This window comes from Advenella faeciporci (assembly GCF_014652395.1).
Lineage (GTDB): Bacteria > Pseudomonadota > Gammaproteobacteria > Burkholderiales > Burkholderiaceae_B > Advenella > Advenella faeciporci.
Genome location: NZ_BMYS01000003.1, coordinates 59,877 through 73,186, shown reverse-complemented (window position 1 = coordinate 73,186; position 13,310 = coordinate 59,877). Strand labels below are relative to the sequence as shown.

The window sequence follows — 13,310 nt, the reverse complement described above, 5'->3', positions numbered from 1 at the left end:
CTGGCGGATCTGCTCTAAAAAAGGTTTACTTCAGCGCTTTGGGCCAGTCGTCAAAAGCCGAGGGATTTGACAGCGGGAGTGTTAAGGTAATGCTTTCAACGTCGGCGCCGTCATTGACAAGCCGTTCCATTTCGGCAATCACGTGGGTGCCGTTACTTACCTGGAACGTCTGGGTGTCGCCGTCCCCCGAAAAGCTGAGGGTACCGTTCGGGCCACCCGAGAACGTACCCACCAGCACGTTCGGCTCATCATGGCTTGAACTGATCTTGAGGACCGCTTTGCCATGTTTGGGAGAATAGGCGCCCAGGTTCCAGAACGCAAACTCGAACGTTGTCACAATCTTTGCAGTGGGAAAGGTTTCGGTGATTGAACCTGAAGCCGTTAATTGAACCGGTGCGATGCCCGCGATCAGCTCATCGGCCGTCGGGGGGGCATTAGTTGTCTGAGGCTCATTGGCGGGGGGGTGGATGGAAACAAAGCTGAAGCCAGGCGGCTCCCAGGGTTCGGCCAGACTGCGGCCGGCGTAGCTGACCTGAAGTTCGGTCATTTGCTCATCATCAATCTTGCCTTCGGCATGTTCCTGGTTGATTTTTTCCCAGGTTTTCTGGTTGCGCCACTTGGTATACTCGGCACGCTCAAACCCGGCCTGTTCTTCGGGAGTGCGCCGGCGCACCAGTCCGCTCCCCCGTTCTACGTATTGGTCTTCTTCCAGATTTCTTACGTGTCCTTTGCTGTCTATAAATTCCTTGGGAGTCAGCCATGGCTTGTTCAGGATTTCGCGACGAAACTCCGCTTCCCGCAGGGCCTGTTCGCGTTTCTCAATTTCGGGCTTCACGTAGCGTTCCCAGGCTGCATTGCCCAAGGCAGCTCCGCCCACCGATCCCACAAACGGAATGATAGCGCCTCCGCCAAGCGCCCCGATTCCTTCGGCAGTTTTCTTGCTGATCTCACTGGCCATGACACCTGCTGCGCCGGTGGTATCACCGACTGAAAGGTAGCCCGCTCCCTGTGCGGCCACTGAAACAAAATCAAGGATGTTAAGGACTTTACCCAGATTGGCCAGAAAACTTGCCTTTTTGGCGGCAGCGTCGGCTTGCTTGCCAGCCTCGGCTACTTTTTTGCCCATTTCGCGGTCAGCTACTTTTTTGTCAATGAGCCTTCTATTGGAGGGGTTTTGTTTGTAACGTGCAGCAGCCTTGTCAACACTCTTTTGCCCTTCTGCGGCGGTCCCTGCAGCGATATCGTTCATTTGCCGGGCGTGGTCCTGGGCAACGCCTTCTAATTCGTCAATGGCACTGCCGATGGGGGCATAAGTCACGGCATCGCCCGTTTTTATCAGGCCTTTCTCGACGGAGCTCAGGGAGCTGCTGTTGCTGGACGCTGTGGTTTTTTTCGAAACCCAGCGCGGCCCTGTTGCGCTCACGCTACCCTGAAGAGACGAGGCAGGAAAGATGCTGGTTGGCGGCGGCATAATGCTGCGTTGCATGCCTTGTGCCGCAACGGTACCGGTAATGCACAGTGACAGGCTGAAAGTGGCAAGTAAGCGAGTGTTCATTTTGCTTCCTTTTTGATAAAGCCTGAAAACCGGTAAAGGTCAAAATCAGTGATTTTTGCCAGTTGATCATCGCCACTAATCGCCAACACCGCGTAAATATCGGGATTGCGCCAAGAGGCGTGAAGCGAGACGGCGCCTTCTTCGGTTTCCACGTAGGCAACCGGCTCCAAAGTTCCCCACAGCGCAGGGTCAATTCCCTCAAACGCGTCAATCAGGGCATTGGGTGGCAGCACCTCGGCCAGCCGTCCTTGCTGGGCTGCCGCCATGACTTCATTCCAGGCAAAACGCATGGCGCGTGACTTGCCAGGCTCATCAACAAGCAGGGGCAAAAGGTCGGCCTGGTGTTCCATCCATTGCAGTCCGGCACCCGCAATCATTGCCCAGACTTCATCTTCGCTTAGTTTGGCCAGCGGGTTTTGGGTTTTGCCTGCCTCAAAACGGCTAATGGCGTTGGTGGTTTTTGCATTGATGGCGCCTACCGCTTTGGGAACGTAACTTTTTTCGTTCATCCAGCCACGACCGACCGGCAGCGGTGCTTTGTTGGCCCCACGCGCCACGCTGTTCATGATGATACCAACATCGACAATGCGAAAGCGTTTGTCTTTGGGATTGCGTGCCCAGCTGGTGAGCAAGGAAATATCAGCCCAGGGGTGCTGAAAGATGACCGTCTCGACTTCATAACCCCCCGCAACGAAATTGATGAGGGCGTGCCGAAAAAAGGTCGACCAGTTATCGGCATTGGCGTCTTCAGACCATAACAGCTCACCCAGTTCTGCAAATTTAAGATTGGCCTCGGGGGTGGAAGCCATGTCAAGCGCCGTAATGAAGTTGCCTGATGCAAAGAACCGGAATGTCTCGGCCTCGGTCCAGAGTTCGGTGGATAATTTAATATTTTGTGCCTGTCCAATGCGCGGGACGGCGCATAGTAAAAAAGCCAAAACAAGAATCATGGACCGCAGCATAATAGTCAGGGTTCGCATGGTAGGTTTCCGGTTGTGTGGGTCATATAGGCCACATGGCACCTTGCGTTATGCTGTGCCATGAGTTGCTCTTATTCAATTCAGATCTTTGGGCCAGTTTGCAAAAGCGGCGGGGTTTGAAATAGGGATGCTCATGTCCTCACCTGTTAAATGCGTGCCGTTGTTTAACTGGAACGTTATGATGCCATCATCGGAGTGAATGCTTAGTGTGCCATTCGGACCACCCGAGAAAGTTCCATTCCAGACGAAGTTCTCCATGGATGGATGCGAGGAATACGCGGAGAGGCTGGCTTTGCTGTGTGGAGGTGAATAGGCACCCACATTCCAGAAAGAAAAGGTTAGTGTGGTGCTGACTTCTATTTCGCCTATGGTTTCAGTGATTGTCGTGAAGGCTGTCACTTGGACCGGTGTGATCTGGGCGATGAGGTTACCGGTATTGTCCTGTTGTTCTGTATCGGCTTCGGGGTTCCAGATGGTATCGCCATCGTGGCGATCGTAGTTCTCGAAAAGATCGAGCAATTCCTTATCACTGATTTTTCCATCCTTATAATCTTCTATCAGTTTTTGCAAGGTATTTTGGTTATTCCAGTTAACGCGTTGTTGATGCTCGTATTCTTTCTGCTCTTCTGGGCTGCGCGTGTAGATAGTGCCGGTTTTCTTGTCCATATATTCGTTTTCAGCAAAGTATTTGATATTGCCATTGCTGTCCATATACGGTTGAGGCGTGTACCAGGGCTTGTTTATGTATTTTTGACGGGTTTGTTCATCACGGACGGCATCTTCGATTTCATTGATCCTGGGTTCGACATATTCTGTATAGGCTTGGCCGCCAGCCCAGGCGCCAGCGATTGAACCACCGGGTATGAAAGAGCCGGCCAGTGCACCGCCTGCTTCAGCCCCTTTCTTGACGCCTCCTCTCACTAAGGCACCGGCAGCGCCTGTGGTGTCACCGGTTGAAAGGTAGCCGGTAGTTTCGGCCGCAACTGAAACGACGTCAAGGGCGTTAAGTACTTTACCCAGTTTTGACAGGAAGTTTGTTTTTGCCGCGGCCTGGCTTTGTTGTTTGCCGGACAGTTCGGTTTTCTTTTTGAAATTATCCAGTTTGGTTTGTGTTTTTTTTGGGGTCACGTAACCTGGTGCCTTACTGCTTTTCGTATTTATACTTTTGGTTAGCTTGTTAAGTTCCTTGGTGTTATCTTTATGAATTTTATCCAGCTTCATTTGATTATTTAGTGCGTAATTTTCAGCTATTTTAATGCTTTGCTGTACAGGTTCATCGCTGGCCGTTTCACCTGTTACGTACAGGACCTCTTCCAGGGTACTTAATTTGTCATTTGCAGGCGCTTCATCTTGCGCGACAACCCAGAGGGGGGAAGGCTGTTCATTCTGGCTTTGAGCAGTGGGAATTGCATTGAAATGAGTGGGGGGAGGTATGATAACGGTAGCCTTTTTTTGTGCCATGGCTATATCAGAGATGCAAAGCGAGAGTCCCAACGCAGTTAAAACCGAATAATTCATTTCGCGTCCTTGTCCAGAAAATCGGAAAACCGGTAAAAATCAAAATGGGTGATTTTTACTTTATTATTATCATCACTAATTGCCAGGGTCGCATAAATGTTGGGGTTGTGCGAGGAGGCAAAGATTGATACTGCATTTTTCCCGTCTTCAACATAGGCAACCGGTTCCAAAGAAGCCCACAGTGCAGAATCCACGGCATTAAGTTCTTTGATTGGGGTATTGGGCGGCAATACATCGGCCAACTGCCCTTTTCGGGCGGCAAGCAACAGCCTGTTCCAGGCAATGCGCATGGCATGGGCCACACCGGTTTCATCGACGAATAATGGCAACAGGCTAGTCTGGTGCTCCATCCATTGCAGGGCAGCGCCGGCAACCATGGCTTCTGCCTGTTCAACATTTAAGGAGGCCAGCGGGTTTGGGATTTGGCCCATTCCGGCAGCAACGATCTGGCTGGTGGTTTTTGCGTTTACTTGTCCAATGGCTACGGGTGCCGAAGCTTTTTCTTGCATCCATCCCCGGCCTATCTGGAACGGAACTTTGGCGCCACGGATGACACTGTTCAGGAGAATGCCGGTATCCACAATGCGCAGGCGATTATCCTTGGGTGTTCGTGACCAGAGGGTCAATAAGGTAATATCGGCCCAGGGGTGCTGAAAGTAAACAAACTCAACCTCACTGCCAGTCGCGACAAAGTTGACCAGTGAGTGGCGGAAAAAAATCGACCAGTCATCGGCATTGTCCTGATCAAGCCAAAGCAGTTCACCCAATTCGGCAAAGGTAAGATTGGCCTCAGGGGTAGATGAATTTTTCAGGGCTGCCAGGAAATTTTTTGATGCCAGGGACCGGAACGCTTCCGCTTCGGCCCAGAGCTCAAGGTAGAGTTTTTGATCTTGTGTTTGTGCTTGTGCTTGTGCAAGGCGGGGAATAACACATAGCATCAAGGCAACAGCGAGGATCAGGGGCCGAAATAAAAGGGTCAGTGATCGCATGGCAAATTTCCGGTTGTAGTGAATTAAGCGTATTGTTACAAGACGGCATTGCCGGATGCAAGCCAGAACCCTGACAGCCAGCGTTAAACGTTTGTTACGTATACCAGTACTATAAATAAATACTCTGATATACACATTTTAACATTTAAATACGCTTGCCGGTTATGTTAATTAAACGAGTACCGGCCAGACGATCATGCATCATTAAACCGTCACGGTCCAACCAGCTATACACAAAATTCAGGAAGGGCGTCACAATAATGAACATGGTTATCGAGGCCCAGCCCAGGGATTGGGAAAGAAAGTAAATGCCCGCGGCACCCAGCAGGGGAATGGGCCAGCACAGCAGGTACCTTAAAATTAACTGGCCTGTTCCGGGTTTGTTCCCGCTTTTATCGCAAAGCAGAATATTCCAGGTTTTCATGGGAAGCGTCTGCCCTTTGCGCTTCCATGAAGTAATGAAGTAAAGACCAATCACCAAAAACAGCAGGGCTTGCCGGGGGGCATGGTACATCAGGCCGTGACGGCTTTGGGTCAAGGTGTCAAAAATATAGGAAGCGAAAAAAACAAGACCAAACAAAAGTACGCCTTCGTACATCATGCAGGCAAAAATTCGCAGTCTGGCAGGGTAAGTCATTATTATTTGTTCCGATAGCTGTCGCTAACCATTTCAAAGGCAAACAGGCGGCAATCCAGGGCACCGTTAAAAAGCGGAATGCGCTGTTTGGGTTTGAGTCTGAGCTTTTTGGGCAGATCAAGGTCACTGGAAATAATATGCACGTTCCAGTTGGCAAACTCTTTTTTCAGGCAAGAAGACCATTCGCGCCACAGCGTGTCGTCTTCGGGGTCCATACGTTCGCCATAAGGCGGGTTGGTGATCAGCCAGCCACGTTCTGCCGGAGCCTGGGTGAAGCGGGCATCCTTGACATCAAAGAAAATAGAGGCGTCGGACAGACGGGCCCGGTGCAGGTTGTCTTTGGCCGCTGCAATGGCGTGCGGGTTGATATCAGACCCATATAATGGGGTTTCCAGTCTGGGGGCCATGCGGCTTAGCGCATCTGCTTTCAGGTCTTTCCAGCGACGGTAGTCAAAATTGCGCAGACGCTCAAAGCCAAACGGGCGTGAAATGCCGGGCGGTACACCCTGGGCAATCCAGGCTGCTTCGATAAGAATGGTGCCGCTGCCGCAGAAAGGGTCGTACAGGGGCATGGAAGGGTCCCAACCCGAAAGGGCCAGAATGCCTGCTGCCAGGTTTTCCCTGAGTGGGGCTTCGCCTTTGTCAAGGCGCCAGCCACGCTTGAACAGGGATTCTCCAGAGGTGTCCAGGTAAAGGGTGGCACTGTCGCTGGACAGGAACAGGTGAACCTTTGCATCGGGCCGGACGGTGTCGATACTGGGACGTTCGCCTTCACGGTCGCGCAGGCGGTCGCAAATGCCGTCTTTAGCCTTCAGGTTGCAGAACATGAGGCTTTTCATGGGACTTTTGATGGCAGAGGTGTCTACCCTGAGCGTGTGTTCGGCCCCAAACCATTGTTCCCAGGGCGTGTCGTAGGCCAGTTCATAAATATCATCCTCGGTCATGATGGGGGCGTGTGAGACCTGTACCAGAATCCGGGTGGCCAATCGTGAATACAGATTGGCCCGCATGATACCCATCCAGTCGCTGCTAAAGGCACAGCCGGCACGTCCTTTTTCCACGTTTTCAAAACCCAGTGCGCTGATTTCCTCGAACAGGACTTCTTCAAGACCCTGGGGGCATGGCGCGAATACCCGGAATATCTCGGTGTGCTGGAATTGGGTTCTTTGCCTGCGTGGTTCTTGACGGGGGTATTTTGAGGCCTCGTAGGATGAATCACCTTTGACTACGGCCGGTTTGCGCGTGTTTTTTTGTGTGCCGGAAAATTGCTCAATGGTTTGGGCACCACGACTTAGCCGGTCGGCAAGGCTGGGGCGATGTTTGGCATAGCCGGCCGTGCGGGGCAGGGGACGGGATTCAATCTTGTTTTTGATGGTTTGGTCTGCCGTTGTGCTGGACTCGGCAAAATTGGCCAGTGCCACGTTTCGGGCGCGCGCACCCGAGCGCAGGCGCGGTTTTTGGGGCTCGGTCCCGGTGTTTTGTTCAGTTTGGCTTGCCGGTTTTTTTAATACGAGTTTTTTGCGGGGTGGTGTGTTGTCTTCTGACATGTATATTGTTTTTTAAAAAGGTTTGATAATGACCAGAGCAACGATGAACAGCAGCAAAAAGACAGGTATCTCGTTAAACCAGCGGTAATAAACATGAGAACGTGTGTTTTTGTTTTGTTCGAATTGCCGGTAAATACGGGCGCAGGTGTAATGATAGCCAAGTACACCGGCGACCAAAAGCAGTTTGGCGTGCATCCAGCCGTCAGTAAGGCCGATTTTGAACTGTATCATCATCCACAGGCCGAAGATGATGGCGGGGATAGCCAGTTTGTTGGTAAAACGTAGCAGGCGCGCAGCCATGCCCAGCATAGCCTGATAAGCATCGGGGTTGGGAGTTTGCGCCATGTTGACATAAATGCGTGGCAAGTAAAACAGCCCGGCAAACCAGGAGGTGACAAAAACGATATGCAGGGTTTTAATCCATAAATACAGCATTTTTTACCCTTATTTGCGAAGTTGACCGTTACCGTTAAGTACCCACTTGTAGGTGGTCAGGCCCTCAAGGCCTACGGGACCACGGGCATGTAGCCGGTTGGTGGAAATGCCAATTTCCGCACCCAGACCATATTCAAAGCCATCGGCAAAGACGGTAGGCAGATTGACATAAACCGAGCTGGAATCAACCTGTCGTTGGAACAGGGTAGCTTCGTGAATGCGTTCAGTAATGATGGATTCGGTATGGCCCGAACTGTGCCGGGCGATGTGATCAATAGCCTGCTCAAGGCTGTCTACCACGCGGATGGCCAGAATCGGTCCCAGGTATTCGGTATCCCAGTCCTCTTCGGTAGCCGGTTTCGCATCAGGAATGAAGCTGCGGGTCTTTTCGCAGCCGCGCAGCTCTACCTGATGTTCGGCATAGGCTTGTGCCAGACGGGGCAATACATCCTGGGCAATGCTGGCATGCACCAGCAAGGTTTCCATGGTGCCACAAATGCCGTAGCGGAATGTTTTGGCATGCAGTGCAATCTGAAAGGCTTTTTCGGGATCCGCGTACTGGTCAATATAAATATGACAGTTTCCGTCCAGGTGTTTGATCAGGGGAACCCGGGCTTCTTCGCTAAGGCGCTTGATGAGGTTTTTGCCACCCCGGGGAATGATCACATCCACGTATTCGGTCATGGTAATCAGTTTGCCTACCGCCGCGCGGTCGGTGGTGCTGACAACCTGTACCACGGTTTCGGGCAGGCCGGCGTGAGCCAAGCCTTCACGAATGATATTGCCCAAGGCCAGGTTGGAGTGAAAGGCTTCGCTGCCGCCACGCAAGATGGTGGCATTGCCGGACTTCAGGCAAAGCGCGGCTGCATCAATCGTTACGTTGGGACGTGATTCGTAAATAATGCCAATGACCCCGAGCGGTACCCGCATTTGGGCGATGTTAATACCATTGGGCAGGACGCGTGTTGCACTTAAACTGCCTACCGGATCTGCCATCGCGGCAATTTGGTTCAGGCCAGTCGCCATTAAGTTGATGGCTTTGTCAGAAAGGGTCAGCCGGTCAAGCAGGGCCGGTTCAAGGTTGTTGTGACGGGCATTTTCAAGGTCCTTGGCGTTTTCAGCCTTCAGATAGTCGGCTTTGTCAAGCAGGCACTGCGCCATGAAGCGCAATGCCGTGGATTTTTGTTCATCACTGGCTTGCATGATGTATTTGGATGCTTTACGGGCTTGCGCACCGATTTGTTCCATGAGTTCATTTACAGATTGCGTCATTGTTAAATATCAACCTTGTTATTCATAAAATGGCCGGGTTCACGACCTTTAAGGCCAGACGGGTAATTTCTTCCCAGGCATCGTCCATGCGGCCATTTACCGGGTAGCCTTTGAAAAGGCGGTCTATGTCATGAGCATGCTGAATCATGCCCATTAACTGTTTTAGTGAAAGCCTTTCGAGAGCCTGGCGTATTAATTTATCGCGTGGCGGAAAAATATACAATTGCCTGAATAGCCCGGAAACATTTTCACCCTGCTGACGGGCGCTTGCCAACGTGTACAGGGTGCGTATTTCCCGGGTCATGACACCCAGTACCAGCGGTAGCGCCTCACCTTCGGCTTTCAGTCCCTGTATCATTCTGACCGTTCTTTGTCCATTGCCTTCAAGCATGGCATTGGACAGGGAAAAAACGTCGTAACGGGCAACATCCAGAATGGCCAGTTCGATATCTTCTGCCTGGATTTGACCTTCGGGATATAACAGGCCCAGCTTAAGGATTTCCTGATGGGCGGCAAACAGGTTGCCTTCCACTTTGTCAGTCATCCAGGCAAGTGTGGCCTCATCGACAGACTGGTTTTGCTTTTTCAGGCGTTGTTTGATCCAGGCGGGCAATTGCTGGCGATCGATGTTGGCAATATTGACAACGCTGGCGGTGGCCAGCAACTGCTGGGCCCATTTGGATTTGGCTGTGGTCTTGTCAAGTTTGGGCAGGCTGATAATGATAATGGTGTCGGTGATTTCACCTTTTTGGACCTGTGTGGCAAGATTGATAAGTGCCGTGGCACCGGTTTTACCGGGTTTGCCGGTGGGGATGGTGATTTCCAGGATTTTCAGGTCGCCAAACAGGGAGATGCTTTGGGTGCATTCCTGAATGGCACTCCAGTTGCCATTGGCGTCAAGAATAAGGCTGGTTCGTTCGTTATAACCTTTATCCCGGCAGGCCTGCCGTATGCTGTCAACGGTTTCATTGCGTAGCAAGAGTTCATCGGAGCACACACAATAAAGCGTATCCAGCGCGGTGGCAGGCTGGATAATGTGACTGGCAAACGAATCATGATTAAAGGTTTGCCCCATACTACTGCGCAGGTACAAAACCCGGCGTCGGGTTATGTTGCAGATAGGTCGTGATGACATCCGGGGATGTAATGCGACGGATCAGGCGGTCTGCGATGCTTTTTTCCATGTCTTCATACAATTGCGCCATTTCTTCCTGTTTGGCCGCCGAGTCATCTTCATCATAAGGAAGCTGGCGGGTGGCCTCAATCCGTGAGGTTGGGATCAGTTCATTGCCATGACTGTCTGTCATGCTGAAGGTCAGAACCAGGTTGAGTTCGTATTCCTCGACCTTACCCTGGGCGTCCAGGGAAACCTCACGCCGTGAGCGGCTAAAATCCTCCTGAATCAGCTTTGCTTGTGCCAGGGCAGCATCTTCAGTCACAACCGTGCCAGGCGAATTGGCCTGGATTGCCCGCCAGACTCTTGAGCCAAAGGCCGAGTTTTGCGGGATATTGGTATACAGCGTGGTAAAGGGCAGCGGTGTGGGACCGCGCATTTTAAAGCCGCAGCCGGCAATGAGCAGACACAGCAGAACACCTGCTGCCAGTAACAGTTGTACACGTTTGGTATGTGGGAAGATGAAGCGTGCTTGTGTCTGCATTTTTTACTTATCCTACAATGTTGATCAGCTTGCCGGGAACAATGATGATCCTTTTGGGCGCACGGCCTTCAAGGAATTTCTCTACTGAATGATGTGCCATTGCCAGTTTTTCAATGTCTTCCTTGGGGGCTCCGTTAGGTACGTTAACCGAGCCGCGCAGTTTTCCATTGATTTGCAGCATCATTTCAATTTCATCGGCAATCAGGGCCTGTTCGTCAAGTTCCGGCCATGGTGCATCCAGCAGGTCTCCGTCATGTTGGGCATAACCCAGTTCATTCCAGAGATGCCAGGTAATATGAGGAACCACTGGATAAAGCATGCGCAGCAGAATGCTGATTACTTCCTTGATGGCGGCATCGGCTTCGGGACCGGCTTCGAGTTTGGCGTCTTCAATGGCGTTCAGCAGTTTCATGTTGGCGGAAACCACCGTGTTGTATTGAATACGCTCGTAATCGTAATTGGCCTGCTTCAGCAGCGAATAGGCGGTTCGACGTAATTCTTTGACGGCTTTGGGAGCGTTGCTCCAGTCGGGGACAGAGGCAGGGGCACGGGCAATAATTTCTTTGTGGTTATAAGCCATGGCCCACAGTCGCTTAAGGAACCGGTGCGAGCCTTCCACCCCTGAATCGGACCATTCCAGTGTTTGCTCGGGGGGGCTGGTGAACATGACAAACAGGCGGGCGGTATCGGCACCAAGGGTGTCGATAAGGGCTTGCGGGTCTACACCGTTGTTTTTGGATTTTGACATGGTGCCAATGCCGCCGTACTCTACCGCTGAATTGTCTTTGATCAGACGGGCGCCAATAATGCTGCCTTTGTCGTTGTAGACATTTTCAACCTCTTCGGGCCAGAAATATTCTATCCCGCCTTTTTCGTTTTTGCGAGAATAGATGTGGTTAAGCACCATACCCTGGCAAAGCAGTTTCTTGAAGGGTTCGTCAAAATTTAGCAGGCCGATGTCGCGCATGGCTTTGGTCCAGAAGCGCGCATACAGCAAATGCAGCACGGCGTGCTCGATGCCACCAATGTATTGGTCCATTGGCATCCAATAGTCATTGCGGGCATCAACCATGGCATTGTTGTTGCCCGGTGATGTGTACCGCATGAAGTACCAGGAAGAGTCGATGAAGGTATCCATGGTATCGGTTTCGCGACGGGCCGGCTTGCCGCATTTGGGGCAGGAGCAGGACAGGAATGCTTCGTGTTTGTTAAGCGGGTTGCCACTGCCATCGGGAATCAGTTCTTCGGGCAGTTTTACCGGAAGGTCTTTTTCGGGTACGGGAACCGGACCGCAGTCTGCGCAGTGGATGATGGGAATGGGTGTGCCCCAGTAACGCTGGCGGGAGATGCCCCAGTCGCGCAGGCGCCAGGTGGTTTGTTTTTCACCCAGACCTTTACCGGAAAGCTCGTTGGCGACGGCATCGACGGCCTGTTGGTAGTTAAGACCGTCGAACTGGCCTGAGTTGATGACAATGCCGTTTTGTTTGTCGGCATACCATTCCTGCCATTGTTCGGTAGAGTAGGATTTGTCTTGAACCGAGATGACCTGTTTGATAGGCAACCGGTATTTAAGCGCAAAAGCGAAGTCTCGTTCATCGTGGGCGGGTACGCCCATGACGGCGCCATCACCGTAGCTCATGAGGACATAGTTGCCCACCCAGATTTCAATCTGTTCATGGGTAATAGGGTGCGTTACAAACAGACCTGTCGGTAACCCTTCTTTTTCACGCGTTGCCATTTCGACTTCGGTCGTGCCACCCAGCTTGCATGCTTCGATAAAGGCCGCCAGGGCAGGATTGTTTTGCGCGGCATGGCTTGCCAGCGGGTGCTCGGGGGCAACCGCACAGAAGGTGACGCCCATGATGGTATCGGGGCGGGTGGTGAACACGTACATGCGGCCATCCTGAATAAGCTGGCCTTCATTGTTTTTGATGTCATGGGTAAAGGCAAAACGGATACCTTCGCTTTTGCCAATCCAGTTTTCCTGCATCAGGCGTACGCGCTCGGGCCAGCCGGGCAAGTTGTGCTTGACTTCGTGCAGCAGTTCTTCGGCGTAGTCGGTAATGCGCAGGTAGTAACCGGGAATTTCACGTTTTTCAACCAGTGCGCCCGAGCGCCAGCCGCGCCCGTCAATAACCTGCTCATTGGCCAGGACGGTATTGTCTACCGGGTCCCAGTTAACGGTTTGGGTTTTACGGTAAGCAATGCCTTTTTCAAGCATTTTCAGGAAGAACCATTGGTTCCACTTGTAGTAATCGGGGTCGCAGGCACACATTTCGCGTGACCAGTCAATGGCCAGCCCCATTGCCTGCATTTGTTTTTTCATGTAGGCAATGTTGTCGTAGGTCCATTTTGCGGGAGGGACTTTAGATTTGATGGCGGCATTTTCGGCCGGCATGCCAAAAGCGTCCCAGCCCATGGGCATTAGTACGTTGAATCCGCGCATGCGCAGCTGGCGTGCCATCATGTCGTTGATGGTGTAGTTGCGGACATGACCCATATGCAACTTGCCGCTAGGGTAGGGTAGCATTGAGCAGGCATAAAACTTGGGTTTGTCGTTTCCATTGCTGTCTTTGGCATGCTCGGTTACCAGATAGGCATCGGTGTCTTGCCAGTTGCGTTGAGCGTTTTGTTCTACTTCCAGTGGGTTATATTGTTCCAACATGACTTTTTGCGGTAAAAAATGGGCCAGGGATAAATCCCGTTAAACGTACTATTA

General features: G+C 51.9%; 11 protein-coding genes. All 11 read right to left on the bottom strand.

Going from position 1 to position 13,310, the window contains the following annotated elements:
• Nucleotides 1-25 precede the first annotated feature (25 nt).
• A complete protein-coding gene (locus tag IE074_RS03480; protein ID WP_189384066.1) occupies nucleotides 26-1,555 on the bottom strand; it encodes a hypothetical protein in 1,530 nt (509 codons plus the stop codon).
• Complete coding sequence (locus IE074_RS03475) at nucleotides 1,552-2,535, bottom strand: hypothetical protein (RefSeq protein ID WP_189384065.1); 984 nt, start codon at nucleotides 2,533-2,535, stop codon at nucleotides 1,552-1,554. The genes IE074_RS03480 and IE074_RS03475 overlap by 4 nt, the downstream gene beginning before the upstream one ends.
• Before the next feature lie 75 nt (nucleotides 2,536-2,610).
• Nucleotides 2,611-4,053 (bottom strand): hypothetical protein, encoded by a 1,443-nt coding sequence (locus IE074_RS03470; protein ID WP_189384064.1) that lies wholly within the window; start codon nucleotides 4,051-4,053, stop codon nucleotides 2,611-2,613.
• Nucleotides 4,050-5,042, bottom strand: coding sequence for a hypothetical protein (locus IE074_RS03465; RefSeq protein ID WP_189384063.1), 993 nt, complete (start codon nucleotides 5,040-5,042; stop codon nucleotides 4,050-4,052). Before IE074_RS03465 ends, IE074_RS03470 begins: the two co-directional genes overlap by 4 nt.
• Before the next feature lie 145 nt (nucleotides 5,043-5,187).
• Nucleotides 5,188-5,679, bottom strand: a complete 492-nt coding sequence (locus IE074_RS03460) for an RDD family protein (protein WP_169295075.1) — start codon at nucleotides 5,677-5,679, stop codon at nucleotides 5,188-5,190.
• A gap of 2 nt (nucleotides 5,680-5,681) precedes the next feature.
• Nucleotides 5,682-7,226: a THUMP domain-containing class I SAM-dependent RNA methyltransferase gene (locus IE074_RS03455; protein WP_189384062.1), complete on the bottom strand. Its 1,545-nt coding sequence runs from the start codon at nucleotides 7,224-7,226 to the stop codon at nucleotides 5,682-5,684.
• Nucleotides 7,227-7,238: 12 nt separating this feature from the next.
• On the bottom strand, nucleotides 7,239-7,661 hold the full coding sequence (locus IE074_RS03450; RefSeq protein ID WP_189384061.1) for a CopD family protein: 423 nt from the start codon (nucleotides 7,659-7,661) through the stop codon (nucleotides 7,239-7,241).
• A 9-nt stretch (nucleotides 7,662-7,670) separates the two neighbouring features.
• The gene (locus IE074_RS03445) at nucleotides 7,671-8,933 is read right to left on the bottom strand and encodes a glutamate-5-semialdehyde dehydrogenase (RefSeq protein ID WP_189384060.1); all 1,263 of its coding nucleotides are present in this window, start codon (nucleotides 8,931-8,933) and stop codon (nucleotides 7,671-7,673) included.
• Nucleotides 8,934-8,955: 22 nt separating this feature from the next.
• Entirely contained in the window at nucleotides 8,956-10,008 is a 1,053-nt protein-coding gene (holA, locus tag IE074_RS03440) for a DNA polymerase III subunit delta (RefSeq protein ID WP_189384059.1), read from the bottom strand.
• 1 nt (nucleotide 10,009) lies between these two features.
• Nucleotides 10,010-10,591 carry an LPS-assembly lipoprotein LptE gene (locus IE074_RS03435; RefSeq protein ID WP_189384058.1) on the bottom strand — a complete coding sequence of 194 codons (582 nt, stop codon included), beginning with the start codon at nucleotides 10,589-10,591 and terminating at the stop codon, nucleotides 10,010-10,012.
• 7 nt (nucleotides 10,592-10,598) lie between these two features.
• Entirely contained in the window at nucleotides 10,599-13,256 is a 2,658-nt protein-coding gene (gene leuS, locus IE074_RS03430) for a leucine--tRNA ligase (RefSeq protein ID WP_189384057.1), read from the bottom strand.
• Nucleotides 13,257-13,310 lie beyond the last annotated feature (54 nt).